Origin of the sequence: Actinacidiphila paucisporea (assembly GCF_900142575.1) — a bacterium.
GTDB classification, from domain to species: domain Bacteria; phylum Actinomycetota; class Actinomycetes; order Streptomycetales; family Streptomycetaceae; genus Actinacidiphila; species Actinacidiphila paucisporea.
In genome coordinates this window covers 69,818-96,223 of sequence record NZ_FRBI01000028.1, presented here as the reverse complement: position 1 = coordinate 96,223, position 26,406 = coordinate 69,818, and the positions used below count along the sequence as shown (strand labels likewise).

At 73.5% G+C, this 26,406-nt stretch carries 25 protein-coding genes; 8 read left to right on the top strand and 17 right to left on the bottom strand.

The window, feature by feature from the left end:
• Positions 1 to 29: 29 nt before the first annotated feature.
• From cobF to BUE44_RS30020, 4 genes are read right to left on the bottom strand one after another with little or no spacing between them, the layout of a single operon-like run.
• Complete coding sequence (gene cobF, locus BUE44_RS30035; protein ID WP_073502172.1) at positions 30 to 845, bottom strand: precorrin-6A synthase (deacetylating); 816 nt, start codon at positions 843 to 845, stop codon at positions 30 to 32.
• On the bottom strand, positions 842 to 1,639 hold the full coding sequence (locus BUE44_RS30030; protein WP_073502171.1) for a (2Fe-2S)-binding protein: 798 nt from the start codon (positions 1,637 to 1,639) through the stop codon (positions 842 to 844). Before BUE44_RS30030 ends, cobF begins: the two co-directional genes overlap by 4 nt.
• Positions 1,636 to 2,493, bottom strand: coding sequence for a CbtA family protein (locus BUE44_RS30025; protein WP_073502170.1), 858 nt, complete (start codon positions 2,491 to 2,493; stop codon positions 1,636 to 1,638). Before BUE44_RS30025 ends, BUE44_RS30030 begins: the two co-directional genes overlap by 4 nt.
• 32 nt (positions 2,494 to 2,525) lie before the next feature.
• A complete protein-coding gene (locus tag BUE44_RS30020; RefSeq protein WP_235002595.1) occupies positions 2,526 to 2,741 on the bottom strand; it encodes a CbtB domain-containing protein in 216 nt (71 codons plus the stop codon).
• Positions 2,742 to 3,178: 437 nt separating this feature from the next.
• Here BUE44_RS30020 and nicT point away from each other — a divergent pair, with 437 nt between their 5' ends.
• Positions 3,179 to 4,249 (top strand): Nickel transporter NicT, encoded by a 1,071-nt coding sequence (nicT, locus tag BUE44_RS30015; RefSeq protein WP_073502192.1) that lies wholly within the window; start codon positions 3,179 to 3,181, stop codon positions 4,247 to 4,249.
• A 43-nt stretch (positions 4,250 to 4,292) separates the two neighbouring features.
• Here nicT and BUE44_RS30010 read toward each other — a convergent pair whose 3' ends face one another.
• Positions 4,293 to 5,108, bottom strand: a complete 816-nt coding sequence (locus tag BUE44_RS30010) for a putative protein N(5)-glutamine methyltransferase (RefSeq protein WP_073502169.1) — start codon at positions 5,106 to 5,108, stop codon at positions 4,293 to 4,295.
• A gap of 342 nt (positions 5,109 to 5,450) precedes the next feature.
• Between BUE44_RS30010 and BUE44_RS30005 the strand changes: the two genes are divergently transcribed.
• The 3 genes from BUE44_RS30005 to BUE44_RS29995 are packed head-to-tail and all read left to right on the top strand — an operon-like array spanning position 5,451 to position 8,475.
• The gene (locus BUE44_RS30005; RefSeq protein WP_073502191.1) at positions 5,451 to 6,776 is read left to right on the top strand and encodes an ABC transporter substrate-binding protein; all 1,326 of its coding nucleotides are present in this window, start codon (positions 5,451 to 5,453) and stop codon (positions 6,774 to 6,776) included.
• Complete coding sequence (locus tag BUE44_RS30000; RefSeq protein ID WP_235002593.1) at positions 6,773 to 7,648, top strand: carbohydrate ABC transporter permease; 876 nt, start codon at positions 6,773 to 6,775, stop codon at positions 7,646 to 7,648. Before BUE44_RS30005 ends, BUE44_RS30000 begins: the two co-directional genes overlap by 4 nt.
• Positions 7,645 to 8,475: a carbohydrate ABC transporter permease gene (locus BUE44_RS29995; RefSeq protein WP_073502167.1), complete on the top strand. Its 831-nt coding sequence runs from the start codon at positions 7,645 to 7,647 to the stop codon at positions 8,473 to 8,475. The genes BUE44_RS30000 and BUE44_RS29995 overlap by 4 nt, the downstream gene beginning before the upstream one ends.
• 18 nt (positions 8,476 to 8,493) lie before the next feature.
• Here BUE44_RS29995 and BUE44_RS29990 read toward each other — a convergent pair whose 3' ends face one another.
• The 7 genes from BUE44_RS29990 to BUE44_RS29960 form a co-directional block, all read right to left on the bottom strand.
• Positions 8,494 to 9,537: a LacI family DNA-binding transcriptional regulator gene (locus tag BUE44_RS29990; RefSeq protein ID WP_073502166.1), complete on the bottom strand. Its 1,044-nt coding sequence runs from the start codon at positions 9,535 to 9,537 to the stop codon at positions 8,494 to 8,496.
• The gene (locus tag BUE44_RS29985; RefSeq protein WP_073502165.1) at positions 9,534 to 12,026 is read right to left on the bottom strand and encodes a glycoside hydrolase family 2 protein; all 2,493 of its coding nucleotides are present in this window, start codon (positions 12,024 to 12,026) and stop codon (positions 9,534 to 9,536) included. Before BUE44_RS29985 ends, BUE44_RS29990 begins: the two co-directional genes overlap by 4 nt.
• Before the next feature lie 212 nt (positions 12,027 to 12,238).
• Positions 12,239 to 12,772, bottom strand: coding sequence for a hypothetical protein (locus BUE44_RS29980; RefSeq protein ID WP_073502164.1), 534 nt, complete (start codon positions 12,770 to 12,772; stop codon positions 12,239 to 12,241).
• Positions 12,773 to 12,827: 55 nt separating this feature from the next.
• Positions 12,828 to 14,156 (bottom strand): DUF58 domain-containing protein, encoded by a 1,329-nt coding sequence (locus BUE44_RS29975; protein WP_073502163.1) that lies wholly within the window; start codon positions 14,154 to 14,156, stop codon positions 12,828 to 12,830.
• Positions 14,153 to 15,160 carry an AAA family ATPase gene (locus tag BUE44_RS29970; protein ID WP_079190200.1) on the bottom strand — a complete coding sequence of 336 codons (1,008 nt, stop codon included), beginning with the start codon at positions 15,158 to 15,160 and terminating at the stop codon, positions 14,153 to 14,155. Before BUE44_RS29970 ends, BUE44_RS29975 begins: the two co-directional genes overlap by 4 nt.
• Positions 15,157 to 15,741 (bottom strand): hypothetical protein, encoded by a 585-nt coding sequence (locus tag BUE44_RS29965; RefSeq protein WP_073502162.1) that lies wholly within the window; start codon positions 15,739 to 15,741, stop codon positions 15,157 to 15,159. The genes BUE44_RS29970 and BUE44_RS29965 overlap by 4 nt, the downstream gene beginning before the upstream one ends.
• On the bottom strand, positions 15,738 to 16,787 hold the full coding sequence (locus BUE44_RS29960) for a DUF4129 domain-containing protein (RefSeq protein WP_235002591.1): 1,050 nt from the start codon (positions 16,785 to 16,787) through the stop codon (positions 15,738 to 15,740). Before BUE44_RS29960 ends, BUE44_RS29965 begins: the two co-directional genes overlap by 4 nt.
• Positions 16,788 to 17,131: 344 nt before the next feature.
• Between BUE44_RS29960 and BUE44_RS29955 the strand changes: the two genes are divergently transcribed.
• Positions 17,132 to 18,229, top strand: coding sequence for a baeRF3 domain-containing protein (locus tag BUE44_RS29955; protein WP_073502160.1), 1,098 nt, complete (start codon positions 17,132 to 17,134; stop codon positions 18,227 to 18,229).
• Between the two features lie 307 nt (positions 18,230 to 18,536).
• Here the strand turns inward: BUE44_RS29955 and BUE44_RS29950 are convergent, their stop codons facing one another.
• Both BUE44_RS29950 and BUE44_RS29945 read right to left on the bottom strand, forming a co-directional pair.
• The gene (locus BUE44_RS29950) at positions 18,537 to 19,157 is read right to left on the bottom strand and encodes a DUF6629 family protein (RefSeq protein ID WP_073502159.1); all 621 of its coding nucleotides are present in this window, start codon (positions 19,155 to 19,157) and stop codon (positions 18,537 to 18,539) included.
• A gap of 35 nt (positions 19,158 to 19,192) precedes the next feature.
• Complete coding sequence (locus BUE44_RS29945; RefSeq protein ID WP_235002589.1) at positions 19,193 to 19,816, bottom strand: hemerythrin domain-containing protein; 624 nt, start codon at positions 19,814 to 19,816, stop codon at positions 19,193 to 19,195.
• A gap of 335 nt (positions 19,817 to 20,151) precedes the next feature.
• Between BUE44_RS29945 and sigJ the strand changes: the two genes are divergently transcribed.
• Positions 20,152 to 21,132, top strand: a complete 981-nt coding sequence (sigJ, locus tag BUE44_RS29940) for an RNA polymerase sigma factor SigJ (RefSeq protein WP_073502158.1) — start codon at positions 20,152 to 20,154, stop codon at positions 21,130 to 21,132.
• 4 nt (positions 21,133 to 21,136) lie between these two features.
• On the opposite strand, the gene BUE44_RS29935 is transcribed toward sigJ, so the two are convergent.
• Both BUE44_RS29935 and BUE44_RS29930 read right to left on the bottom strand, forming a co-directional pair.
• Positions 21,137 to 21,847, bottom strand: a complete 711-nt coding sequence (locus BUE44_RS29935; RefSeq protein ID WP_073502157.1) for a L,D-transpeptidase family protein — start codon at positions 21,845 to 21,847, stop codon at positions 21,137 to 21,139.
• 193 nt (positions 21,848 to 22,040) lie between these two features.
• A complete protein-coding gene (locus BUE44_RS29930; protein ID WP_159450313.1) occupies positions 22,041 to 22,595 on the bottom strand; it encodes an SRPBCC family protein in 555 nt (184 codons plus the stop codon).
• Between the two features lie 226 nt (positions 22,596 to 22,821).
• Here BUE44_RS29930 and BUE44_RS29925 point away from each other — a divergent pair, with 226 nt between their 5' ends.
• Complete coding sequence (locus tag BUE44_RS29925; protein ID WP_073502155.1) at positions 22,822 to 23,286, top strand: universal stress protein; 465 nt, start codon at positions 22,822 to 22,824, stop codon at positions 23,284 to 23,286.
• Here the strand turns inward: BUE44_RS29925 and BUE44_RS29920 are convergent.
• Positions 23,270 to 23,851: a winged helix-turn-helix domain-containing protein gene (locus BUE44_RS29920; RefSeq protein WP_073502154.1), complete on the bottom strand. Its 582-nt coding sequence runs from the start codon at positions 23,849 to 23,851 to the stop codon at positions 23,270 to 23,272. The genes BUE44_RS29925 and BUE44_RS29920 overlap by 17 nt on opposite strands.
• A 385-nt stretch (positions 23,852 to 24,236) precedes the next feature.
• Between BUE44_RS29920 and BUE44_RS29910 the strand changes: the two genes are divergently transcribed.
• Positions 24,237 to 26,384 carry an FUSC family protein gene (locus tag BUE44_RS29910; protein WP_073502152.1) on the top strand — a complete coding sequence of 716 codons (2,148 nt, stop codon included), beginning with the start codon at positions 24,237 to 24,239 and terminating at the stop codon, positions 26,382 to 26,384.
• Positions 26,385 to 26,406: the final 22 nt, after the last annotated feature.

The window sequence follows — 26,406 nt, the reverse complement described above, 5'->3', positions numbered from 1 at the left end:
CGTACGTTGCCCGGCGTGGTGCCGCCGGGTCATCGCGGCCCGCCGGCCGTATCCGCAGGCCCTCGCGGGGCCGGCGGCTGCGTCCTGCGCAGCAGGTAGGTGTCCATGATCCAGCCCTTGCGTGCGCGGGCCTCGGCGCGGGTGGCGCGGATGCGGTCCGCCAGGGCGTCGTCGAGCGGGCCGGCCAGCAGGATCTCGTCGGGGGTGCCGAGGTAGGCGCCCCAGTAGATGTGCAGGCCCTGCCCGGTGAGGGCGCCGAAGGCCTGGCGGGCGTCGAGCATCACGACCACGTCGTCCACGCCCTGGGGCAGTCCGCCCGCGTCGGCGAGCCGCCGGCCGGTGGTGATCTGGACCGGGCGGCCCACCTGGTTGAGCCCGGTGCGGTGCCGGGCGGCCAGGGTCGCGACGCTGCTGATGCCGGGCACCACGGTCCAGTCGAAGTCGGTGCCGCCGCGGGCGTGCACGTCCTCCAGGATCGCCAGGGTGCTGTCGTAGAGGGCGGGGTCGCCCCACACCAGGAAGGCCCCGCAGCCGTCGTCGGCCAGCTCCTCGGCGATCAGCCGCTGGTAGATGTCGCCGCGGCGGCGCCGCCAGTCGTCAACAGCCGGTGCGTACGCCCCGGTGGCGGCGTCGCGGTCGCGGTCCGGGTCGGTGGCGACGACGATCCGGTGCGGGCGGGGCGCGTGCCGTTCCAGGATCTCCTCGCGCAGCCGCACCAGGCCCGCCTTGTCCTCGCCCTTGTCGAGGAGGAAGAACACCTCGGCGCGTCCCAGGGCGCGTACCGCCTGCAGGGTGAGCTGCTCGGGGTCACCCGCGCCGATACCGATGACGTAGACGTGCTTCACGCGCTGGAGTGTGGCACAGGGCGCCCGGCGGGCTGGGCGGGGGGCTTGACCGGTGCCGCCTGCAGGACGCAGTCGCCGCACAGGGCGCCCTTGCGGTCGGGGGCGGCGCGGTAGATCAGGCAGCAGCTGCGCCGGCGGAAGGCGCCGGCGGGGGTACGGGCGCTCTGCGGGCGCAACGGCGGCCGCTCCAGCAGCAGGGCGGTGAACGCGCGGGCGCAGGCGGCCAGTTCGGGGCGGGCGGCGGACAGCGCGGTCGCGGCGCCGTTGACGGCGGAGGCGGTGTTGCCCAGCAGGATGTGCGGGGAGACGCCCAACGCGGCGAAGTGGCTCGCCAGTTCGGCGAGCGGACCGTCCAACAGCCTGGCGGCGACGGTGTCGGCGAGCCGGTCCTCGGCCGGTGCGGGCGGGTGCAGCGCGTCGTCGGGCAGCGAGAGCGGGACCGGACCGCCGAGCGCGGGCTGCCAGCGCGCCGCGTCGAGGTCGTAGCCGAGCAGCCGCCCGTGCAGGACGGCCGCGGCCAGCGCGGGTGACAGCAGCCGTGCGGCCAGGCCCAGATGGGCGACGGAGGCGGCGACGCGCGGTTCGACCGCGTCCGCCGGCTGCCCGCCGGCCGCGGCCAGGTACGCCCGTACGGCGGCGGCCCGCTCGGCGAGCAGCGGAGCGGTCATCGGCTGCCACGGTGCGGTGGGCGGTGCGGCGGCCGGGTGGGTGGTGACGGCGAAGAACGGGCCGAGCGCGGTGATCTCCTCGATCACCGCGCCCGGGGCCGTCGCGCCGTGCGGGTGGTGCGTCATGCCGGTACGGGTGCCGCCCCTCGGAGGGCGGCCTCGGGGCGGGGCCGCAGCAGGCGTTCGGCCATCGGTGCGAAGACCAGGCCGATCGCCGACCAGAGCAGGAGTTGCGCCGCGACGGAGTAGAGGCGGAAGGAGAACAGCACGTCGGCAGGGAAGCCCGGGTAGACGATGCGGCCGTGGGCGTCGGTGAGCGGCAGCGGTGTCTCGGTGGGGTGGTCGCCGAAGTGCTGCTTGTTGGACGCCAGATGACCCAGCGGGGGCAGGATCAGCATGACGGCCCCGATGGCCAGGACGAAGGCGCCGGCGGCGAGCAGCGTGGCGTTCCAGTTGCCGAGCCTGGGCTGCAGCCGCCTGCCCAGCCAGGCGGCGCCGACCAGGAACGCCACCGAGCACACCACCATGAGCAGGTAGAGGCCGCTGCGGGCCCTGATGGTGTCCTCGTGGCCGATGGCGGGCGGGTTGGCCGGGTATTTGAGGAACGGCACCAGGTACATGCCGAGGAATCCGCCGCCGGCGACGGCCAGGGCCAGGCCGCGGGCGCGCAGCCCGCCGACCCGGCCGAGGCAGACGGTGTAGGCGACGGCGAACAGCGCGCCCATCGCCATGCCGAAGACGATCATGCCGACGCCGATGCCGACGTCGGCCTGGATGGTGCGGCTGAACAGGTCGGGGTCCGCCGCCTCGGCCGGCAGTCCCGCGGCCTTGTCGAGTGCCGCCTGCGCGGCGTCCCTGCCGTTCTCGTAGTCGATCGCCCTGCCGATCTGCGGCTCGGCGAAGACGCGGGCGAAGAGGAAGGCGAGCAGCCCGGCCACTGCGCCGGCCAGGATGCCGCGCAGTATGAGCTTCTTTTCCATGTCGAGTTGTCCGTACGTCGGTTCCGGCGGCGTCAGTGGCAGGGGAAACCGAGGAAGTGGCGGGCGTCGTGGACGAACTCGTGGATGTGCATGTCCTTGCCGAAGACCGAGACGGCGCCCTGGTCGACGCCGACGAAGTAGTAGGCGGCGAGCGCGAGGATCGCGGTGCCGACCAGCCACAGCACGGCCTTCGAGACCGGCAGGACGACCGGCGTGGCTGCCGGGCGGGGTACGGAAATGCTGCTCAAGGTGAGCCCTCCTTCGGGGATCGTGCGTCCCTGTTCCATGGGCGTCGTGATGAGCGGCTGTCTGACTCTCCCTGTCGCCGGTTGCGGCGGCGGGATCACAGTGGCGCGACCGTGCTGGAATTCCACCAGCTTCCCCACGTCATCACTACACGAGGAGCGTAGGGCTCCTCTCCGTCATGCGTCAATCAGGACGAACGGGTATCGGCGCGGCTTTCCCGGCAGGCGTGACGGGGCTCTTCGGCGGTGCCGGCGCAGGGCGACCGTGCCTGCCGCGGGCGGGTGTCGTGGCCGGGGGCGAACTATTGCGAATGATTCGCAACAAGTAGTCTGTCGCGGTAAGTGCCGCCCCAGCCGCTCCGACGGAGGACGAACGTATGACCACCACCACCGAGGCCACCGTCGCCACGGGGTCCCGCTGGCACCGGATACGCAGTTCGATGACCCGGGCGGAGTGGACCCGGCTGGGCGGGATGGTCGCGTTCATCGTGGCCCTGCACGTCATCGGGTGGTTCACGCTGGTGGCGATCGTCGCGCCCGAGCACTACAGCCTGGGCACCAAGTCGTTCGGCATCGGCATCGGCGTGACCGCGTACACCCTGGGCATGCGGCACGCCTTCGACGCCGACCACATCGCGGCGATCGACAACACCACCCGCAAGCTGATGCACGAGGGCAAGCGGCCGCTGTCGGTGGGCTTCTGGTTCTCGCTGGGCCACTCCAGCATCGTCTTCGCCCTGGCCTTCCTGCTGTCGCTGGGCGTCAGGTCGCTCGCCGACCCGGTCGAGAACGACGACTCGCAGCTGCACAACGTCACGGGCTGGGTCGGCACCACCGTCTCCGGCACCTTCCTCTACGTGATCGCGTTCATCAACCTGCTGATCCTGGCCGGGATCTGGAAGGTCTTCCGGCAGATGCGCGGCGGCCACTTCGACGAGGCGGCGCTCGAAGAGCACCTGAACAACCGGGGGTTCATGAACCGGCTGCTCGGCCGGGTGATGAAGTCGATCACGAAGCCCTGGCAGATGTACCCGCTGGGGCTGCTGTTCGGCCTGGGCTTCGACACCGCCACCGAGATCGCGCTGCTGGTGCTGGCCGGCTCCGGCGCCGCCTCGGGGCTGCCGTGGTACGCGATCCTGTGCCTGCCGGTGCTCTTCGCGGCGGGGATGTGCCTGCTGGACACCATCGACGGCTCGTTCATGAACTTCGCCTACGAGTGGGCCTTCTCCAAGCCGGTACGCAAGGTCTACTACAACCTGACCATCACCGGCCTGTCGGTCGCGGTCGCGCTGATCATCGGCACGGTCGAACTCCTCGGCCTGGTCAGCGACAAGGCGGGCCTGCACGGGGCGTTCTGGGACTGGGTGGGCGGCCTGGACCTGAACATCGTCGGCTACGTCATCGTCGGGCTGTTCTTCCTGACCTGGGCGGTGGCGATGGCGGTGTGGAAGTTCGGCAACATCGAGGAGAAGTGGACGGCCGGGCTGCGGCCCGCCGAGCAGCAGGACTGAGCCACCGCCCCGGCCCGGTGCGGGCCGGGGCGGCGCACCGCCGCTACGGCCGGGTGCCGATGACCACGGTCGCCCCGAGGTCGTCGTCGGTCGCGATACGCGGCCGCAGGCCGCCGGCGGCCAGGATGCCGGCGGCGGCCCGCGCCTGTCGTTCACCGGCCTCCACCAGGAGCGAGCCTCCCGGCGCGAGCCAGCCGGCGGCACTGGCTGCGACCCTGCGCATCACGTCGAGCCCGTCGTGCCCGCCGTCTAGGGCGATCAGCGCCTCGTGGTCGCGGGCCTCGGCCGGCAGCAGGCCGACGGCGGCGCTGGGCACGTAGGGCACGTTGGCGGCCAGCAGGTCGACCGTGCCGCGCAGGGCGGCGGGCAACGCCGCGAAGAGGTCGCCGCGGTGGACCCGCCCGCCGGCCTCGGCGAGGTTGCGGGCGGCGCAGGCGACGGCCGCCGGGTCGAGGTCGGCGGCGTGCAGCGCCGTGCGGCCCAGGGCCGCGGCCAGCGCGGCGCCGACGGCGCCGGAGCCGCAGCACAGGTCGACGACGACGATCTCGCGTGCGGCGCCGGCGGCCCGGCCGAGCGCGACGGCCTCGCGCACCAGGAGTTCGGTGCGGCGCCGGGGCACGAAGACGCCGGGGTCGACGGCGATCCGCAGGCCGCAGAACTCGGCCCAGCCGACGACGTGTTCCAGCGGCAGCCCGCCGGCCCGCCGGGCGACCATCGCGGCCACCTCGTCGGGGGTGGTGGCCGTGGCGAGGATGATCCCCGCCTCGTCCTCGGCGAAGACGCAGCCCGCGGCCCTGAGGCGGGCGACGGCGGTGTCCCGCGGTGCGGCTGCTGGCAAGGGTGTGACGGAGTCCGACATCTGAACCTCTCGGGAAGCCGGTCGGCGCTCCCGTCAGGAGGCCGCGGGCCTCGCGAGGCCGTGCGGCGGGAGCGCGCGGTACGAACTGGCGGTAATCGGTCCCACCTCCTCGGCTGGTCGCGGTGTGCTGCCGGTCGGCGCCCAACCTACCCCACCGCGGTGCGGCCGCTCGCACTGAACCGCTATGTAACGGTTAAGCATCAGCGCTGAATCAGTCCCTTTACCGACCAACAACGCAATGCAATAGTGCGGTCGTTCCGCTACTGAATCGCTTAAGTAAGCGCGCTGTGCGTCGTCCCCTCCTGGACTCGCTCGGACGTCGTGGAAACGGAGATGGTGCAGATGAAGCGCACAGCACTCGCCGGCTCGGTGCTCGCCGTCATGGCGCTGCTGGCGACGGCCTGCGGTGGCGGCGACTCGTCGTCGTCGGGCGGCGACTCGGCCGCCTCACCGACCGACCCGAGCAAGGTCACCGGTGACATCAAGGTCCTGACCCAGCGGACCGACCTCGTGCAGGACGGCACGATGAAGAAGTACGCCGCCGAGTTCACCAAGCTCTACCCCAAGGTGCACGTCACCTTCGAGGGCATCACGGACTACGAGGGCGAGGTCAAGATCCGGATGAACACGTCGAACTACGGCGACGTGCTCATGATCCCCGCGGCCGTCAAGACCGCGGACTACCCGAAGTTCTTCGCCTCACTGGGCAGCGCCGGTGACCTGGGCAAGAAGTACACCTTCACCGAGAAGGCCACCGTCGGCGGCAAGGTCTACGGCATCGCGAACTTCGCCAACGTGCAGGGCTTCGTCTACAACAAGACCGTCTGGCAGCAGGCCGGCGTCACCCACTGGCCGACCACCCCGGACCAGTTCCTGGCCGACCTCAGAGCGATCAAGTCCAGGACGTCCGCGACGCCGTACTACACCAACTACAAGGACGGGTGGCCGCTGACGGCCTGGACGCAGGTCGAGGGCGCGGTGAGCTGCGACCCGAAGGCGAACGACGCCCCGGCCGGCGAGCCCGACCCGTGGAAGGCCGGCAGCGACCTGAACGTCGGCGACACGCTGCTCTACGACATCGTGCGCGGCAAGCTGTCCGAGGAGGACCCGACCACCACCAACTGGGAGAACAGCAAGAGCCTGGTGGCCACCGGCAAGATCGGCACCATGTGGCTGGGGTCGTGGGCCATCGTGCAGATGCAGGACGCGGCCAGGAAGGCCGGCAAGGACCCGTCCGAGATCGGCTACATGCCCTTCCCGTCGCAGAAGGACGGCAAGTTCTGCACCCCGCTGGCGCCCGACTACCAGGAGGCGGTGAACATCCACTCCGGCCACAAGGCGGCGGCGCGGGCCTGGATCGACTGGTTCACCGACAAGTCCGGCTACGTGCAGACCAACCAGACCGTGCCGACCCTCAGGGGCGGCGCCCTGCCGTCGGCGCTGAAGCCGTTCCAGGACGCCGGCGTGCAGTTCGTGGAGATGTCGCAGGCGCAGGCCGCCAAGGTCACCAGCATCGACAACCAGTCCGAGATCGGCATGACCGACAAGCCCGACTACCGCCAGCACCTGATCGACGTGGCGCGCGGGGCGGCCGGCGGTGATCTGCCGGGCATCTTCGCCGACCTGGCCAAGAAGTGGTCGTCCGCACAGAAGACCGCAAGCCTGTGACCCGCGCTCGGGTCTGGCGGACCGTGACGCCGTGGCTCTACCTGGCGGTGCCGCTGGCTCTGCTGATCACGTTCACCTACCTTCCGGTCGGGAACATGATCAGGGACAGCTTCACCGACTGGGACGGGGTCAGCCCGGACCGGAACTACGTCGGGACCAGGAACTACGTGGAGCTGTTCACCAGACCCGAGCTCTTCCAGGTCTTCTTCGTCAGCGTCTACTACCTGGTCGCGTCGGTGGCGCAGATCGTGCTGGCGCTGTACTTCGCGACGGTGCTCAGTTTCGACCTGCGCTTCAGGAACCTCTTCAAGGGGATCCTCTTCTTCCCCTATCTGCTCAACGGGGTCGCCATCGGGCTGGTGTTCCTGTATTTCTTCCAGCCGCACGGCACCCTCGACACGGTGCTCAGCGGATTCGGGGTGCACGGGCACCACTTCTGGCTGGGCAGCGGGCGGATGGCCAACACGTCGCTGTCCGCGGTGTCGGTGTGGCGCTACATGGGCCTGAACTTCGTGCTCTTCCTCGGCGCGATCCAGTCGATACCCGGGGAGCTCTACGAGGCCTCGGAGTTGGACGGCGCCAACCGCTGGCAGCAGTTCCGGCACATCATCGCGCCGGGCATCAAACCGGTACTGAGCCTGAGCGCGATCCTGGCGATCTCCGGGTCGCTGTCGGCGTTCGAGATCCCGTTCATCATGACCGGCGGCGCGGCGGGCACCCAGACCTTCGTGATCCAGACGGTGAAGCTGGCCTTCGAGTTCAACAAGATGGGGCTCGCCTCCGCGGCGGCCGTCGCCCTGCTGGTGATCATCCTGCTGGTGACCTGGCTGCAGCGCATCGTGGTGCCCGACGAGAGGAACGATCTCGTATGAGCGGCAAGGTCCTGCTCAGGACGCTGGTGTACGTCTCGCTGGTGCTGGCCTGCGCGGTGGTGCTGCTGCCGCTGCTCGCGGTGTTCCTGACCTCGCTCAAGACGTCCCAGGAGATGAGCCGGGGCAGCGGCGCCCTGTCGCTGCCGCACGACTGGCTGAACTACCACAACTACGTGACGGCCTTCCGGGCCGGGAAGATGCTGCGGGCATTCTGGAACACGGCGTTCATCCTGGTCTTCTCGATCGGCGGGACCGTGCTGATCGGGTCGATGGCGGCGTTCGCGATCGACCGCTTCCACTTCCGGCTGCGCCGGCTGGTCATCGCGCTGTTCCTGATCGGCTCGCTGGTGCCGAGCGTGACGACCCAGGTCGCGACCTTCAAGATCGTGAACAACTTCGGCCTCTTCGACAGCCGTTGGGCACCGATCGTGCTCTACATGGGCACCGACATCGTGTCGATCTACATCTTCCTGCAGTTCATCAGGGGCATTCCGGTGTCGCTGGACGAGGCGGCCAGGATCGACGGGGCCAACACCTGGACCATCTACTGGCGGATCATCCTGCCGCTGCTCAAACCGGCCATCGCCACGGTGGTGATCATCAAGGGCATCACGGTCTACAACGACTTCTACATCCCCTTCCTCTACATGCCGTCCGAGAACCTGGGCACCATCTCCACGTCGCTCTTCCGCTTCAAGGGGCCGTTCGGCGCGCACTGGGAGGACATCTCGGCGGGCGCGATCCTGGTGATGGTGCCGACGCTGGTCGTCTTCCTGTTCCTGCAGCGGTTCATCTACAACGGCTTCACCCGCGGGGCGACCAAGTAGCGGGCGGGGCCCGCGGCTTCACCGCCGCGGCGGGGCCGTGCTGTCACGCGGGGCGAGCACCGGCGTGGCGACCGGCCCCGTCTGCGGCTGCGCGCCGTCGAGTACGGCCAGCAGCCGGCGGGCCACCTCGGCGCCGAAGCCGAAGACGTCGTGGCTCATCGCCGACAGCTTGGGCCGGGTCAGCTGGCACAGCTGGGAGTCGTCCCAGGCCAGCAGGGAGATGTCGCGCGGCACCGACAGGCCCATCTCGGCGGCCACCGACAGGCCGGCCACCGCCATCAGGTCGTTGTCGTAGAGGATGGCGGTCGGGCGGCGCGGCGAGGCGAGCAGCGTACGGGTGGCGCGGGCGCCCTGGCTGCCGGAGAAGTCGGTGTCGGTGCTCGACCACTGCTCCAGGCGCAGCTCGTGCGCGGCGGCCTCGAAGGCGGCGGTCCTGATGGCGGTGTGGCCCAGCTCGGCCGCGCCGCCGACCCGGGCGATCCTGCGGTGGCCGAGCGCGGCCAGGTAGCGCACCGCCTCCGCGACGGCCGCGGCGTCGTCGGTCCACGCGGCGGGCAGGCCGCCGGTCAGCGAGGGGTGGCCCACCGCGACCGCGGGCAGGCCGAGGCCGGCGAGTTCGGCGACCCGCGGGTCGTCCCGCCGGAAGTCGACCAGGATCGACCCGGAGACCTGCCGGGAGCGCCACCAGGCCCGCTGGACCTCGATCTCCTCGTCGGGGTCCCGCACCAGCCGCAGCAGCAGGGCGCTGTCGCGGCCGGCGAGCACGCTCTCGATGCCGGAGATGAACTCCATGTAGAACGGTTCGAGGCCCAGCATCCGGGCCGGGCGGGCGATGACCAGGCCGACGGTGTCGACACGGGAACCTGACAGGACGCGCGCGGACAGGTTCGGCTCCCAGCCCAGCGCCCCGGCGGCCGCCAGCACCCGGGCGCGGGTCGCGTCCGACACGCCGGGGCGGCCGTTGAACGCCATGGACACCGCCCCCTTGGACACGCCCGCGAGCGCGGCGACGTCCTTGATGGTGGGGCGCTGCCCGCCCGCCGGCCGGGCCGGGCCCGTCACCGGCCGCCGCCGGCTTCCCCGTCCCGTACGGCCGCGTTGACGCAGAAGAGCGCGGCGGCGGCCGCGTCGGGCGACGGGTGGTCCCAGCCGCGTACGGTGATCGTCACGCTCTCGCCGGGCAGCAGGGTGGTCAGGCCGCGGTCCGCGGTGGTCGCCGGAGCGAGCCGGTCGGCCTGCAGCAGCAGGTCGCGCAGCAGCGTGTGGGCGGTGACGGTGACGGCGACGGCGCCGTCGGGGTGTACGGCGACTGCGACGTCCCAACGGGGCTCCGGGTAATCGAAGTCCTTGTCGCGCACCGGGAACCAGCAGGTCCGCAGCTCCCCGACCCGTACGGTCAGCAGTTCCTTGCCGCTGTCCGCCGCGGGCAGCACCTCGGGCGGCAGCACGAGCTCGGCGACCGTCCTGGGCGCCGCGGTGAACGGCAGCCGTACCTCGGCGAGTACGGCGCCGTCCACCGCGACCCGGCACAGGACCGCCGTGCCCGTCCAGTCCTGCGCGGTCTGGTTGACCAGCGCCGCGACGAGGCCGCCGGGGCGCGGTTGCACGGTGACCAGCCGGTCGGCGTAGAGCCGCTTCAGCTCGTGGTAGAGCGGCTTGGGGCGCTCGTCGCCGTCGATGGCAGCCCAGGAGGTCACCGGCCAGCAGTCGTTGAGCTGCCAGACGACGGTGCCGGCGCACACCGGCCAGTGCGAGCGCCAGTGCTCGATGCCGGTCGCGACGGCCCGCACCTGGTTGACCTGGGTCAGGTAGTGCCAGGTGTCGAAGTCGGCGGGCACCGGGAAGTGCCGGGCCAGGCCGCGGGCAAGCTTGCCGTTGCCGTCCTCGGCCTTCTGGTGGTGCAGCATGCCGGGCGAGTCGGTGGTCAGCGGGTCGTCGGACAGCGCGCGACGGGCGGTGGCGTACGCCGGCGGCGCCTGCCAGCCGAACTCGGCGACGAAGCGCGGGACGCTGTCGCGGTAGTCGGTGTAGTCGACGCGGTTCCACACCTCCCAGGAGTGGGCGGTGCCGTGCCGGGGGTCGTTGGGGTGGTGGTCCCAGGAGCCCGACCAGGGGCTGCCGGCCCAGTACGGCCGGGTCGGGTCGGTCTCGGCGACGACCCTGGCCAGCAGGCCCAGGTAGTAGCCCTCGCCCCAGGAGTCGCCGGCCAGCGCGTCCTCCCAGTCCCAGTCGCGGAAGCCCCACAGGTTCTCGTTGTTGCCGTTCCACAGCGCCAGGCTCGGGTGCGGGGCGAGCCGGCCGACGTTCTCCCTGGCCTCGGCCTCGATCTCGGAGCGCAGCGGCTGCTCCTCGGGGTAGGCGGCGCAGGCGAACAGGAAGTCCTGCCAGACCAGCAGGCCCAGCTCGTCGCAGGCGTCGTAGAAGTCGTCGCTCTCGTAGATCCCGCCGCCCCACACCCGGATCAGGTCCACGCCGGCGTCCACGGCCTGCCGCAGCCTGCGCCGGTAGCGGGCGGCGTCGACCCTGGTGGGCAGGACGTCGTCGGGGATCCAGTTGACTCCGCGGGCGAAGACGGGAGTGCCGTTGACGACCAGGGTGAAGGCCGTGCCGTGCTCGTCGGGCGAGGTGTCGAGGGTGACGGTGCGAAAGCCGATACGGCGCTGCCAGCGGTCCAGGTCCCCGCCCTGCTCCACGAGGGTGACCTCGCAGTCGTAAAGCGGCTGCTCGCCGTAGCCGTGCGGCCACCACAAATCGGGCGCGGCGACCTCGGCGAGCACGGTGACCCGGTCGGCGCCGGCCGGCACGGGAGTCTCGGTGACGGCCTCCCCCACCCGCAGCCGTACGGTCAGCGGCCGGTCCGCGCCTGCCGCGGTGCGCTCCAGTTCGACCCTGGCCTCGACCCGTCCGGTGCCGTCGGTGACGGTCACCAGCGGGGTGACCCGCGCCAGCCGGGCGGTCGACCAGTGCTCGAGCCGCACCGGCTTCCATATCCCGGCGGTGACCAGCGTCGGCCCCCAGTCCCAGCCGAAGGAGCAGGCCATCTTGCGGATGTACTGGAACGGCTCCGGGTACGAGTTCGGCCGCTCCCCGACCAGGGCGCGTACGCGCTCCGCCTCGGTGTAGGCCGAGGTGAAGGCCACGGTCAGCGGTGTGCCGCCGGCGGCGGGGCCGGCTGCGGCTGCGGCTTCACGGTCGGCGGTGACGTCGAAGCGGTGGCTTCGGTGCATGTTGCGCGTCGCGCCCAGCCGGCGCCCGCCGAGGGTGATCTCGGCGACGGTGTCGAGGCCGTCGAAGACGAGGTCGCTGCGCTCGTGGGTCGTGGTCAGCGCGGGCAGCACCGTCTCGTACGTCCAGTCGGCGCGGCCGATCCAGGCGGCCTCGTGCTCGTTGCGGTCCAGGAACGGGTCGGCGATCTCGCCGGCGGCGAGCAGGTCGGTGTGGACGCAGCCGGGCACGGCGGCCTTCAGCCTGCGCCCCGGGGTGGCGCCGCCGTCGCCGTCGCCCGGCAGGCGGAGGGTCCAGCCGTCGACCAACGGCGTGACGTCCTTCATCGCTACTCCCTCATGCCTGCGGCGCGTCGGCTGCTTCGCTGATCCCGGGCGGGCCGGGGCCATTAAACGGTAAAGCACGGCAAGTGCAGATGGGAAGCGGGGCGTTGGTAAGTGCGTGCCGTATTTACTGAACCGATACAGGCCTGGTTCACCGGGGCTTCGCCCTGTGGTCGCGGAGGGGGAGCGCTCGTCCGGGGCGCGGGCGTCCGTCGTCAGCGGGCGCGGCGGTGGCGCAGGGCCAGGGCCACGCAGGCGGTCGTGGCCGCGAGCGCCAGGGCGGCCGGGAGGCGGGACCAGGTGGTGTGGGCGACCGGGGCGGTGGAGGCCGCGAAGACCACCGCGGCCGCCGCGGTGGCGGCGAGCGCCGGAGTGGTGCGGTCGGTGCCCGCGGGGGCGGTGGAACCCATCGTCCAGCCGTCGGTGACCAGGAGGTAGGCGACCAGCAGGCCGGTGACGCAGGCCGCCAGCCAGACCGCGGGAGCGGTCAGCGCGGCCAGGACGACCGCTCCGACGGGCAGCAGCGTGTTGCGCCGGCGTGCCGCCACCACGGTCCATCGCGTCGAGGTGAGCACGGGGCGCGCGTCGACCATCGGCGCCGCCCACCACGCGGCGCCGCCGGCCGCGAGGACGAGGATCCAGCCGAGGAGGGGGCCGCCGAGGGTGCGGGGCGGGTTGCAGGCGGCGACGGCCAGGGCGACGCCGAGCAGCCGGGCGGTCAGCCGGTGGACATCCGTGGCGCGGCTCATCGGCGGCCTCCTTCGGTGCGGGCGGTCGGTCGGCGGGCGCCGCCCGGCACGCGGCTCATCGGCGGCCTCCGTGGACCCGGGTGCGCAGCAGGGGGGCCAGGGCCAGGTCGAGGGTCTCGCCCGGGTGGTGGGTGACGACGGCGATGCCGCGAGCTGTCAGCGCGAAGCGCATGGCGTCGCGGTCGGCGCGCCACAGGCGGAGGGCCAGTTCCGCGGTGCGGTCGCCGGGCTCGACCGGCGGGTCGCCGGTGGGGATCTCCACGACGACCAGCGGGTTGGCCCGCGATCTGACCTGGTCGAGCACGTCGAGGATGCGCTGGTCGGTGAGCGGTGTGAAGACGTAGACCAGCGCACTCTCCGGCAGGGCGGGCGGCGGCAGCCTGCTCAGCCCGGTCGTGCGGTAGCTGAGGTCCTTGCGGACGTCCAGGACGCTCTCCACGATCCGGTAGAAGTAGCTCTGCCCGCTGCCGGGTTGCAGCCAGCGGGTGGCGCCGCCGACCGAGACGACGCCGATCCGGTCGTGGGTGCGCAGATACGCCCGGACCAGGCCGGCCGCGGCGCGGAAGGTCTCGTCGAGCGAGGACGTACCGGTCGCCGGGTCGCGGACGTCGGCGAGGACGTCGAGCAGGACCACGGTGTCCGAGGCCCTTTCCGCGGCGAACTGGTGCAGCTGGAGCTCCCCGCGGCGGGTGGTCGCGGGCCAGTGGATGCGGCGCTGGCGGTCGCCGCGTGCGTACGGGTGGATGCCGGTGACCTCGACGCCCTCGCCGCGCTGGGCGGAGGTGTGCTCGCCGAGCCGCTGCGGCAGCCGTACCGGGATGGGGGTGACGGCGGACGCGGTGGGGACCGGGAAGACCGCGACCTCTCCGAGGTCGACGCGCAGGGTGCGGCGGGCGGTGCCGCCGGTGTCGTAGACGTCGAGGTCGACCGTGCCGACGGTCCAGCGGCCCCAGCGTTCGGCCGTGAAGGTCAGCGTGACGCGCCCGCCGCTGACGGCGAGGTCGTCGAGCCGTACGCCGGGACCCAAGGTGACGCCGGGGTCGAGGCGCCCGGCCGCGCCGTCGTGCGCGAGGGTGACGGTGGCGGTGACGCGCTCGCCCTCGAAGCAGCGCCGCGGCTCGACGTCGACCGCGGGCGTGAGGTGCCGCGGCCTGCTGCCGGCCGGCAGGGCCAGGGCGAGCAGGGCGAGCGGGGCGGCGGCCGCGGCCAGCAGCCAGGCGTGGCCGGTGACGAGTGCGGCGGCCACCGCGACCGCGGCGACCGTGCCGTAGCGCAGGGTGCGTTCGCCGGCCCGCCAGCCGGGCGGCGGCGCCGGCGGCGGCTCGGTGGGCGCGGACGTCGTGCCGCCCAGTGCCCGGTCGAGGGCGGCGGGGCGTTCCGTCATGACGCGACGGGGCTGCGGGGCAGGGTCTGCGGGGCGGCGACGGACTGCACGATCTCGGCGACCACGTCGTCCGCGTCGATCTGCCGGACCCACAGCTCGGGTTTGAGGGTGATCCGGTGGGCGAGAGCCGCCACGGCGACGTCCTTGACGTCCTCGGGGGTGGCGTAGTCGCGCAGGTCAAGGACGGCGCGGGCCCGGGCGAGCTGGACCAGGGCGAGACCGCCGCGGGGTGAGGCGCCGACCTGGATGTGCTGGTGGCCGCGGGTGGCGCCGACCAGGGCGACGACGTAGTCGAGCAGGTCGTCCTCGACCTCGACCTGTTCGACCGCGGCGCGCATCGCCAGCACCTCACCGGGGCCGCTCAGGGTGCGCAGCACCGCCTCGGGCGCCGCGCGGGCGATCCGGGCGCGCAGCATCCCGGTCTCCTCGGGCGCGGTCAGATAACCCATCCGCACCCGCAGCAGGAAGCGGTCGAGCTGGGCTTCGGGCAGCGAGTACGTGCCCTCGTACTCGATGGGGTTCGCGGTGGCGACGACGACGAAGGGGTCAGGCAGCGGGCGGGTGCTGCCGTCGATGGACACCTGCGACTCGGCCATCGCTTCCAGCAGCGACGCCTGGGTCTTGGGCGGGGTGCGGTTGATCTCGTCGGCGAGCAGCAGGTGGGTGAAGACGGGGCCCGGCCGGAAGACCATCTCGGCGGTGCGCTGGTCGTAGAAGGGGGCGCCGGTCACGTCGGAGGGCAGCAGGTCGGGGGTGAACTGGATACGCCGGAAGTCCAGACCGAGCACGGTGGCGAAGGACCGGGCGAGCAGGGTCTTGCCGAGGCCCGGCAGGTCCTCGATCAGGACGTGCCCGCCGGCCAGGATGCCGAGCATGACCATGTCCAGCGGCCGGGGCTTGCCGACGACGGCGGTACGGACCTCGGCCAGGACTTCGGCGGCCCGCTCACCGGCCTGTCGGGGGGTCAGGACGTCGTGGTCGGCTGTGCGGTCTTGGCTGGTCACTGCGGATCCTCACTGTGCCTGGTGGTGGTGCGGGCGGCGGCGGCCGGTCGCGGGGCCGCGCCCAGCGCCTCCAGCCGGTCGAGCAGGGCGCGGAGCACCTGCTCCGGGTCGTCGGGCCGGTGCGCGAGGCGGTGCGCGGGGTCGATCCACGGCCACAGGTCGGCGCCGACGAGGGCCTCGGCCCGCTCGGGGCTGCGGCGCATGTCGACGCCGTGCCGCTCGGCGAGCCGGGCGGCGAACAGCCGTTGCAGCTGCGGCCGGAGGGTGGCGGTGAAGTGCCATTCGCTGCCCTCACCGATCGACTTGTCGACGATGCGCTGCCATTCGCCGAGCGCGGGCGCCCGGCTGCCGAGCAGCCGCACCGAGCGGCGGAAACCGCTGTCCTGGGCGCCGGCTCCGGTGACGTAGCGGGCGATGGCGAGCCCGGCGACGGTGCACACGGCGAGCCCGCTGGCGGCGCCCGGCAGGCCTTCCGCGAGTCCGGGCAGGATGACGGCGGCGGCGCCGACCGCGGCCAGCAGGGTCAGCGAGTGGCGTACGGAACCGGGTGCTCCCGGCTCGGGGGGTTGCGGTTCGGTCACCGGTGGGCTCCCGCGGTCGGTTGCGGCCCCTGCCTGCCCTCGCCGGGCTCGGCGTCCGCGGCGGCGCTCTCCGCGAGCTGCGCGGCGATGGCGTCGAGCGCACCGGCGGCCCGGTCGCGGTGGGTGCGGTCCATGGGGTGGGTGGAGTAGCGGGCCTCGCGGAACAGCACGGTCAGGTCGGTGGCGTGCGGCCCGGTCAGCAGGCCGCTGCCGGCGGCGCGCTCCAGCAGGTCCTGGGGGCTGTCGGAGGCGCGGCGGGCGACGCCGGACCCGGCCAGCGAGGCCTCCATCGCGGCGTAGCAGGCGATGACGGCGGCGCGGGCATCGGTGCCGTCGAGCAGGGCGCGGCGGCCGGAGTCGACGGCGTCGGCGAGCACGTCCTGCTCGGCCGGGAAGTACGGGGCCGGGGCCTGCTCGGGGACGCCCCGCAGCTGGCGCCACAGCCGGTAGCCGGCGACCAGCAGCACCAGCACCAGCACGGCGATGCCGATCACCACCAGAATGTGCGGCAGGGTGATCTGCGGGGCGTGACTGGGTCTGCCGACGGTGTGCGGCGGATCAGCACCCCGCTTGCGGTGCGGGAACCAGTCGTCGCCGGTCTGCTCGGCGGTCGGGGTGGCGTCGCCCTGCGGTGGGAAGTGGTGCATGACGAGCAGCAGCAACGGAACCACGAGCGCGGCGGCGATCAGCGTGACCCGGACCGCGTCGGCGAGCCGCTGCTCGAAGGGCGGCAGGTTCTGCTCGTAGCCCAGGCGGGCGCGGTAGCGGGTGCTGAGCAGCAGTCCCGCGCCCAGGCAGGCGATGGCGATCAGGATGACGGCGGCGGTGTTGTCCAGTGGCCCGCCGCTGTCGGCGAGCAGTGACCGGCCGGGGCGCAGCATGAGGGCGCCCAGCGCGGTTCCGGCGACGGCGACGAGAGCCAGCGCCGTACCGGCCGCGCCCACCCTGCCCTGTCCCCCGCTGCCCTGTGCCCCCGCTGCCGGTGGTGCGTTCTTCCGGTGTTCGCCGGCCTGTCGCGCCCCGGCCGTGGTGTCGTGCTCGTCCACCGCCGCCTCCCCTCGTCGCGCTCGGCAGCTAAGCACACAGGTCACCAGCTGTCAGCAGCAGCCCCCGGCACCGGGCGTTCCGCCTGCCGCCGGGCCGCCGTGCGCAGGCGGCGGGCGGTGGCGGTGGCGGCCGCGCGGTCCTGCCGCGGCCCGCGGAGCCGTCGCGCCCGCCGGGCGGGGCCGGTACGCCGCTACCGCGCTGACCAGGGCCGTAGCGGCCGGCGACCGGCCGGGGGGACCTCGCACAAGCTGCGGGGGGCGGCACATTGATATATCCATGAAGAGAGAGGGACGCTGCGGGGGACGTCACCGGCACACGATGCCGCCGCCGAAAGGGCAACGCCATGCATGCGCCGATCAGCCCCGCCATCCTCGCCGACCTCCGCCGTCCGCGGCCCTACCCGGCCGTCTCCGTACTGCTGCCGACCCACCGCCGCGAGCCGGACAACGCGCAGGACGCGGTACGGCTGCGCAATCTGCTGGAAGAGGCCAAGGACGCGGTGCACAACGACCCCGAGGTGTCGCGGGCCGACCGGATCGACGTGATCGGCCAGCTCGACCAGGCGCTCGGCGAGGTCGACCTGGTGCACGCGGAGGACGGACTCGCGATCTTCGCCGCGCCGGGCGAGCACCAGGTGTGGACGCTGGCGCGGACCGTGCCGGCCAGGGTGCTGCTCGCCCAGACGTTCCTGACGCGCAACCTGGTGGCCGCGCACGTCGCCAACCATCCGTTCTGGGTGCTCGCGCTGTCCGCGGACGTCGCGACCCTGTGGAGCGGGTCCAAGGGGCGTCTGCCCGAGCAGGTCACGGGCACCTTCCCGGTGCGGCGGGTGCCCGAGGACTTTGACCCCGAGCGCGAGGAGCGCATCGGCGACACGCCGAGCACCTTCAGGGACGAGCGGACCCGGCAGTTCCTGCGCGAGGTGAGCGAGAGCGCGGGGGTGGTCGTCGCCGCCGACCCGCGGCCGCTGTACCTCGTCGGGGAGGCGGAGGCGCTGGCCGCGCTCGACGAGGCGGGCCGGCTGGTGAAGGAGTCCGCCGGGCAGATCGTGCAGGGCGGGCTCGGTGAGGGCCCGGCGGAGGCGCTGGGCGAGGCACTCGCCGCCGCCGCGGGCCGGCGGGCGGAGGCGGAGGTCGCGGGCGTGCTGTCCGAGCTGGACGATGCCCGCGGCCGCAAGGCCTTCGCAGGCGGCGTGGACGAGGTGTGGCAGTCGGTGGCCGAGGCGCGGGTCGCGCTGGTCGCGATAGAGGACGGTTACCGTGCGACGGTGCGTGACGACGGCGACCACCTGGTCCCGGCCGCGTCCGGCGACCGGGGAGCGCGGGACGACATCGTCGACGAGATCGCCGAGCAGGCGCTCGATACGGGGGCGCGGGTGCGGTTCGTCCCCGACGGTGAGCTGGCCGACGTCGGGCATGTGGCGGCGGTCCTGCGCTACTGACTCCGTCGGGTGCGGTGGTCTGGGGCTCAGCCCTTGGGTGTCGGGGGTGCGGGCGCTGTTCCTCGCGCCCCCAGGAGGTGCCCCTTGCGGTCGGCGGTCACCTGTCCCGGCGTCGGGGCTGGGCGCGCAGTTCCCCGCGCCCCCAAGGGGTGCTCCTTGCCGTCGACGGTCGGCTGTCCCGGCGTCGGGGGTGCGCGCGCAGTTCCCCGCGCCCCCAGGGGATGCCCCTTGCGGTCGGCGGTCGCCTGTCCCGACGTCGGGGCTGGGCGCCCAGTTCCCCGCGCCCCTCGGTAGGTGCCCCTTGCGGTCAGGCGTCGCCTGGGGCGTTCGTGGGGGTTGGGCGGGAGAGGAGGATGAGGCTGGCGGTGGCGGCCACGGCGCACCAGGTGGAGACGAAGGAGAGGCGCCACAGGATGGCGCACAGGACCGCGCCCGCCGCGGTGGTGGCGCCGAGGAGGCGCAGGGTGGGGTCGGGGGCGAGGAGAAAGGCGCCGACCGTGGCGAAGAGGTATCCGGCGACCAGCCACGGGGCGTGCGGGACGTGCACGGCGTAGCCGACCGAGTGGCCGTGGATGTGCGCGGACGGCGCCCGGTCCGCGAGGCACAGGGCGAGGGCGACCGCCGTGAGGACGCCGACGGCCACCGGCGCGGCGAGGCGCAGGCGGGCGCCCGGGTACGCGGACAGGACCGCGAGGGGCACCCACACGGGGAGCAGCGGCAGGGCGATCACCGCCCAGGCGGTGGTGCCGGCGCCGGTGCCGCCACCACCGTGCCAGACCGCGGCCTCGATCAGCTGGTGCGCCCCGAGCAGCAGCGGAAGCGCGGCCAGCGGCAGGTCGCGGACCCGCCGGGTCCGCGCCACGCAGGCCGCGCCGAGCGCGCAGACCACCGACCCGGCAGCGAGATCGGCCGTGGCGGACCAGCACATGCCGTCACCTCGTGTCGGAGCCGGGCGGTGGCGCCTCAGATCTTCCAGAGGCCCTTCTTGCGGTACGCACGCTCCCACAGCAACTTGTTCACGACCTTCACCGGAGGCGGGAACGCGCCCAGGAATTCGCGCTGCTCCTGCGGAGAGGCGCCGTCGGCGACCCACGGGATGTAGACGGCGACACCCTTGACGCCGAGGTTCTTGGCGTTGGCGAGGCCGAACTTCTTCCATTCGGCCACCGTCAGCACGTCCTGGATCAGCGGCAGCGCGCTGTTCTCCTCGTGGGTGAAGTGGTGGTCCATCACCTCGTAGAGGTCCTGGACCTTGGCCCCCAGCTCGTCCGAGCCGGACTTGAGCGCGGTGTCGACCGCGTCGATCCGCGGGCCGAGCTCCGCGTGCTCGGCCTCCATGGTCTCCATCAGCCGCAGGTCGTCGGGCCGGTTCTGGATCTTGGCCTCGACCTGCGGCCACAGGGCGGTGTCCTCGACGGAGTGGTGGTTGTGGAGCTGGTGGCTGAAGTTCTGCCAGCCTGCCAGGACGTGGGGCGTGCCTGCCTGTCCCGCCTCCACGGCGGCGGCCAGCCGCCGCAGGTCACGACGGAAGGCTCGGTGGGTCGCGTACATGATGGTGAAATCGATGTCCTGCTGTGTATCGGCCACGGCGGACTACATCCTTCGGCACGTCGTTGGGTCGCGCCGCCCCGGGCGGGACGGCGGCGGGCGCGGCGACGGACCGGCGGCTCCCCTCCAGCACCCGTTTCCGGGCTGCCGCCGGGCCGTCGTCGCGCCCCACGCATCTCAGAGCCTCCACGCGGCCCCCGATGTGACAGCGGTGCCGCGGCAGAGCGTCGAACCAGTTGGGCATAACCGTCTTAGCAGGCGCAATTCGATCACGTGGCGAGACGCACATCACATTCCGGCCACCTGATGTCACGCTTGGGGGGGAGTCTGCCCTCATAGGGCCAACGGGGAAACGCACCACGGGAGGCCCAATCGTGTCCGACACCAAGACCCGGCATTCCGCGGCGGCGGGCGACCGCGCGACCGCGGTGTTCCTCAGCCACCGGGAGCTGCTGTTCTCGGTGGTCTACAACATGCTCGGCAGCGTCTCCGACACCGAGGACGTCCTGCAGGAGACCTGGCTGGCGTGGACGCGGCGCAGCGCCGGGACGCTCGGCGAGGACATCGACAACCCGCGCGCGTACCTGGTCAGGATCGCCGCCAACCAGGCGCTGGCACGGCAGGCGAGCATCAGCCGCCGCCGCGAGACGTACATCGGCCCCTGGCTCCCCGAGCCGCTGGCCACCGGGGCGCCGGAGGCCGCGGATCTGCCGCAGGCGGCGCAGGCGGCCGACGTGGCGGAGTCCGCGCTGCGGGGCGAGTCGGTGTCGATGGCGATGCTGGTGGTGCTGGAGACGCTGACGCCACTGGAGCGGGCGGTCTTCGTCCTGCACGAGGTGTTCGGCTACCCGCACACCGAGACCGCCGAGATCCTGGAGCGCAGCCCGTCGGCGATCAGGCAGCTGGCGCACCGGGCTCGTGAGCACGTGCAGGCGCGCAGGCCGCGCTACCAGGCGGACCGGCAGTTGCAGCGGCAGGTGACCGAGCGCTTCATCGCCGCCGCGCTGGGCGGGGATCTGACGGATCTGATGAGCCTGCTCGCCCCCGACGTGACGCTGTGGACCGACGGCGGCGGCAAGGCGAACGCCGCGCTGCGGCCGGTGTCCGGCCGGGAGAAGGTGGCGAAGCTGATCGGCGGCTACGCGGCCAACCGGCTGCCGGCGTCGGTCGACATCCGCTACCGGCAGGTCAACGGCGACCCGTCCGTGGTGGTCTTCAGCGACGGCTCCCCCACCGCGGTCATGGTCGTGGACCTGGACGCGGCCGGCGACAGGATCTCTGACGTCTACCTGGTCACCAACCCGGACAAGCTGTCCGGGGTCGCCCCGGACGAGGGGGCGGAGGGCGGGCGGTGACGGCTCAGTAGCGGGTGACGTCCAACGGGCCGCCAGCCGTGCCGATGGCGATGTGCGGGTGGGCGGCGGGCCTGAGCCAGGCCAGCACCCGGGCGAGCGCGTCGGCCGGCAGCGACACGCAGCCGGCGGTCGCGCCGCGGCCGTTGACGTGCAGGAAGATCCCGGCGCCGCGGCCTTTGACCGGCGCGGTGTAGTTGAAGTCGATGACGACCGCGTGCGCATATTGCGTCGGGTAGTCGGCCAGGTGCTCCGACTCGCCGGCCCGGCAGTCCGCGGGCAGCGGGCTGACCCAGCGGTTGTACGAGGCAGAGGCGGCGTCCTCGCACCACCAGGAGGACGCGTGGACGGCGCGGTAGGGCAGGGCGGTGCCGGCCGGTGCGGCGGCGGCGCCGAAGGCGAACGGGAGCCCGTACAGGCCGGTCGGCGTGGTGCCGGTGCCCTGGGTGCGGGTGGCGCCGTCGGTCAGGCCGTGGCTGCCGAAGCGGGCGGCGGCGGTGCCGGCCTCGTGCCAGCTGCCACGGGTGCGCTGCCACCAGGCGAGGGTGCCTGAGGTGGCTCCCGCGGTGGGCGCGGTGGCGACGATCAGCTGGCTGCCGCCGCCGGCGTCCGCGAGGGCCGGTGGTGCGGGTGCCGTGGCCGCCGCGCCGCCCGCGGTGGTGACGGCGGTGACCAGCGCGAGGGCGGCGGCGGCCGCGGCGGCTGTGGGGGTGCGCAACGTCGGCTCCTGCCCGGGGCGGTGACGGGGGGTCGCCGCCAGCCTGCCACGGGCGGCGGGGCGGCGCAGAACGGCCGCCGGGCGCGGGAAGGGCCCGGACATGCGGGAGCCCCGGCCGGGACGGGGGGACCAGGCCGGGGCAGTCACGCGTGACGGGCAACGAAGACGCCGCGTCACCTTGTTAGTTTAACACTCAATGAGCGTAGTCGAATCCACCCGGTGCAGGTGAGGTACGCAGCGGCGCCGCGGCCGGCGCCCCGGGGTCGCCCCCGCCGGCGCCCGACGCGGGCGCCGGCGGACCGTGCAGCGTGGCGGGGACGGGGCCACCGAGCAGGTCGCAGAACTTGCGGGCGTCGGCGGGCAGGTCGCGCCGCCAGGCCATCGCGACGACCGGGGCGAGCAGCAGGAGTGCGGCACTGAGGCAGCTGGTGACCGACAGCCGGACCAGCGTGCCGTCACCGTGCGGGATCAGCTCGAAGCCGTACACCGGCACCTGGGTGCCCAGCGGACCCCACATGCGCTGCCCGCGGAAGACTATGCGGCGGCAGGGCTCGAAGTGGTCGCACACCAGCAGGTGCTGCCGGTGCCTGCCCGGGTAGCGGTAGCTGTACGCGGCTTCGTGGCCGGGGACCACGGCGTCGGCGTCGACGGAGGTCACCCCGGAACTCCACAGGGCGAGATTGCGGGCGTCGGCGAGAAAGTCGAAGACCTCGGTGTCCGGCCTCGACACGAACACGCTCGTGGACACGCTCGGCATCACAAACCTCCCCGGTAGCGGCGTGGGCGGCGAGCCGGAGCACGGGCGCGGACCTGACCGTGGTGCGCGAGCCGGGCGGTGGGGACGCTGCCTGTTTCACTCCTCCCGGAAAGCGTGCCCCGCAAAGGTGCCCATGTCGTGGCAATACGCCCATTGGGGTGAGCACGCTGCGTGTGCGGGGGTGAAACCCCAGGCCGCAGCCCGATAGCCTGACCGGGTGGACGAGCAGAAATCCCCGCCGCGGTTCGAACGCGGCACCGACGGGCCGAAGGTGATCGTGGCCGGGGTGGACGGCTCCGAGTCGTCCTGGCGTGCGGCGGCCTATGCCGCGGGGCTGGCCCGCCGGCAGAACGCGCTGCTCGCCCTGGTCTACGTGCAGCCGTACATGCCCGGCGGCGCCGCGCTAGGCGTCCCGGTCTCCGAGGTCGACACCGGGATCGCCGCACAGCTGGTGGCCGAGATCCGCGCCTCGGTGGAGCGGCTGCGCGGGACCTTCCAGGTGCGGTGGGAATTCCACACCTTCCGCGGCGACCCCTACGGCGGCCTGGCCGCGGCCGCCGACCAGCTGACCGCGGACGCGGTCGTGGTCGGCGCCTCGGAGCGGGCCGGCCACCGGCTGGTGGGCTCGGTGGCCGTCCGGCTGGTGAAGGCGGGCAAGTGGCCCGTCACCGTCGTGCCGTAGCCCCCTGCTGGGACCGGTCGCCCTGCGCGGGGGCGTACTTGTACCCGACCCTGCGCACGGTCACGATGCTGCCGCGGTGGTCGGCGCCGAGCTTGCGGCGCAGCCGGGCGATGTGCACGTCGACGGTGCGGCCGTCCCCGACGTGGCCGTAGCCCCAGACGGTGGTGACCAGCTGGTCGCGGGAGTGCACGCGGTGCGGGTGGGCCACCAGGTGGGCCAGCAGCTCGAACTCCAGGTAGGTCAGGTCGAGCTGGCGGTCGTCGACCGCGGCGGTGCGCCGGTCCTCGTCGATGCGTACCCCGCCGGTGGAGGCGGCCGGCCGGTCGGCGGCGGGCGGCAGCGCGGGCGCGCCGGGTTCCGCGGGCACCAGCACCAGGTATCCGACCATCGGGGCGCCCCCGGCGACCGCGGGCAGCACGTGCCCGGGTGCGGGCAGCCAGGTGGCGCCCGGCGGCAGGAAGTCGGGGGCGGGGGGCACCTCGTCGGGGCGTACCGCGCGCAAGCGCTGGCGGTGGGCGGCTGCGGAGTGTGCGGGCAGGGACGTGACGGAAGGCAGGTTCGACATGGCTCGGCTCTTTCGCGCGAAGGGTCGTGGGACTCCGTTGTGCGCGGGACCGGTTACCGCCGCAGAGCGCCCCTGGGGGCGCCGGGCTGCCGGCAGGTCAGCGAGTGACTCGGGTCCGCGCGGGGATCGCGCGGCAACACCAGCGGTCGAAGTGGTGCTCCTGCCGGGACGGCCAGAAGGGCTCGAGGTCGCTGCGACCTGTCCCGGTGTCAGTAGTGCTGGCCATGCCCCCCATTGAAGCAGACCGCGGCCCGGAGGTGTGAGGGGCGGGGGCGTGCCCGGGAGTGCGCCTCGTCACCCCGAGGCCGAAGCGCGTCCCGTATCTGCTGGTCCGAGGCATTTCGCAGCCGCCCCGGGGTCCGCTCCTCTGCCTATTCTCTGCAGCATGACGTGGTTGCGCGCACTGCGGGAGACCGCCAGGTCCGGCCTGCGGGTGGAGCGGACCCGTCTCGAACCGCTGGTGGCGCTGCGCGCGGCCGGCGGGGTGGCGATCGTGGTCGCGCTGTCGTTGTGGCTGTGGTCGCCGCCGGTGGCGGCCTCGTCGGCCTTCGGGGCCTTCGCCGCCGGGGTGGCGACCTTCCAGCGCAGTTGGCGGCCGCGCCCGGTGCTGGCACTGGCCACCGGTGCGGGGCTGGCGGTGAGCACCTTCCTGGGGTACCTGGCCGGGGCGCATGTGGTGCTCTTCGTCGTGCTGCTCGCGGTGTGGGCCTTCGCCGCCGGTATGGCGTGGGCGCTCGGCCCGACCACCGGGATGGTCGCCGCGCTGACCGTCGCGGTGATGCTGGTGACGGTCACGCTGCCGACCTCGGTGCTCAGCGCGCTGCAGCACGCGGCTCTCGTCGGGGTCGGCGCGCTGGTCCAGGCGGCGCTGATCGTGGTCTTCCCGATCCGCCGCTGGGGCGCGCAGCGCGACGCGCTGGCCGACGCTTTCGCGGCCGAGGCGGACTACGCGCGGCGGCTGCGGCACGACCCGACGGCGCCTTTCGACCCCACCCCGCTGATGGCCGCCCGCAGCGCGGCGGTGGTGACCGCGCGGCAGGCCAGGCGGCGGCCCGAGGAGCTGCACGGCAACCGGGTGCTGGCCGAGCGGATCCGCCCGGTGCTCGCCTCGCTGGCCGACCCGACGGTGGGCGCGGCGGCCGAGGGCCCCGAGCGCGACCGGGCGCGCGAGGTGCTCGCGGTGACGGCGACCGTGCTGGACGCGGTGGCCAGGGCGATAAGGCACGGCGGCGCGGTACGGGTCCCGGAGGAGGCCGACGTGCTGCTGCGGTCCGAGACGCCGGGCGCGGATCTGACCGGCGCCGCCCGCAGGTCGGCGATCCGGCTGGTGTCGCTGCTGAGCGCGGCGGTGGAGCGGGCCGAGGGCTCGGGGCCCTCCGACGCGACCGGCACCGCGCATCTGCTGCGCCCGTCGGTGGGCGAGCTGCTGCCGACCGCGGTGCGGACGGTACGCCGCCAGGTGCGCTGGGACGCGCCGGTCTTCCGGCACGCGCTGCGGGTCTCCGCGGTGTCCGCGGCCGGCTACCTGCTGGGCACCGCGCTGCCGCTGGGCCACGGCTACTGGGCGCCGCTGGCCGCGGTGATGGTCATGCGGCCGGACTTCACCCAGACCTACGAGCGCGGGGTGGCGCGCTTCACCGGGTCGCTGGTGGGTGTCGCGCTGGCCACCGGGATCACCCAGGCCGCGCACCCCGGCACGTACACCTTCGCGGCGCTCGCGGTGGTCAGCATCGGGCTGATGTACCTGCTGATGCGCAGCGGTTACGTCGTCGCGCAGGCCTGCGTGGGCGCCTACGTGGTCTTCCTGCTGGGCATGGGCGGTACGCAGCTGGAGCAGACGGTGCGCGACCGGGTGCTGCTGACGCTGCTGGGCGGGCTGCTGGCGATGGCGGCCTACGCCGTCTTCCCGGCGTGGGAGACCCCGCGGCTGCGGGACCGGCTGGCCGAGTGGATCGAGGCGACGGCCGGCTACGTGGCGGCGGTGATGGAGGCGCACGCCGATCCGTCGCGGCGGCGGCCGGGCGCCGTCCGCCGGGCACTGCTCGACCTGCGGGCGGCCGGCGCGGCCTGGGACCAGGCGGTGGCCAGGGCCGACGCGGAGCCGGTGCGGCACCGCGGCCTGTCGCGCAGCGCGGTGCGGGACGCGGACGCCGCCCTGTCGGCGGTGGGACGGGTGGGACTGGTGATGGAGGCGCACCAGCCGGCCGGGGACGCGGCGCCGGTGCCGGAGGCGGCCGTCTTCGCGGCGGCGCTGCGGAAGGCCACAGAGGCGGCGGCCGGCGAGGTCAGGGCGCGCAGGGCGCCGGACTGGAAGGCCCTGCGCACCGAGCTGGGCGGCTGGCCGTCGGACCCGGCGGGCGACCGGGTAGTACGCCGCGGCGCCGAGCTGCTCGTCGACACGCTCGACGAGCTGGCCGAGGCGCTGCGCCCCAGGTCGGCGGGGCAGCGGCACCCGGCGGACGGGGCGGGGCGGGGCGCTGCGCCGGCCGGCCGGCCCGGGGGCACCCCCGGCCGTGGCCAGGGGGAGGTCTAGGCTGGTGGGCCGGACCAGAAGG

Coding starts and splice junctions, on each gene's coding strand:
- BUE44_RS30030 (WP_073502171.1), bottom strand. CDS start 1,639: ATGACGCACCACCCGCACGGCGCGACGGCCCCGGGCGCGGTGATCGAG.
- BUE44_RS30025 (WP_073502170.1), bottom strand. CDS start 2,493: ATGGAAAAGAAGCTCATACTGCGCGGCATCCTGGCCGGCGCAGTGGCC.
- nicT (WP_073502192.1), top strand. CDS start 3,179: ATGACCCGGGCGGAGTGGACCCGGCTGGGCGGGATGGTCGCGTTCATC.
- BUE44_RS30010 (WP_073502169.1), bottom strand. CDS start 5,108: ATGTCGGACTCCGTCACACCCTTGCCAGCAGCCGCACCGCGGGACACC.
- BUE44_RS30005 (WP_073502191.1), top strand. CDS start 5,451: ATGAAGCGCACAGCACTCGCCGGCTCGGTGCTCGCCGTCATGGCGCTG.
- BUE44_RS29995 (WP_073502167.1), top strand. CDS start 7,645: ATGAGCGGCAAGGTCCTGCTCAGGACGCTGGTGTACGTCTCGCTGGTG.
- BUE44_RS29985 (WP_073502165.1), bottom strand. CDS start 12,026: ATGAAGGACGTCACGCCGTTGGTCGACGGCTGGACCCTCCGCCTGCCG.
- BUE44_RS29980 (WP_073502164.1), bottom strand. CDS start 12,772: ATGAGCCGCGCCACGGATGTCCACCGGCTGACCGCCCGGCTGCTCGGC.
- BUE44_RS29975 (WP_073502163.1), bottom strand. CDS start 14,156: ATGACGGAACGCCCCGCCGCCCTCGACCGGGCACTGGGCGGCACGACG.
- BUE44_RS29955 (WP_073502160.1), top strand. CDS start 17,132: ATGCATGCGCCGATCAGCCCCGCCATCCTCGCCGACCTCCGCCGTCCG.
- BUE44_RS29950 (WP_073502159.1), bottom strand. CDS start 19,157: ATGTGCTGGTCCGCCACGGCCGATCTCGCTGCCGGGTCGGTGGTCTGC.
- BUE44_RS29920 (WP_073502154.1), bottom strand. CDS start 23,851: ATGTCGAACCTGCCTTCCGTCACGTCCCTGCCCGCACACTCCGCAGCC.
- BUE44_RS29910 (WP_073502152.1), top strand. CDS start 24,237: ATGACGTGGTTGCGCGCACTGCGGGAGACCGCCAGGTCCGGCCTGCGG.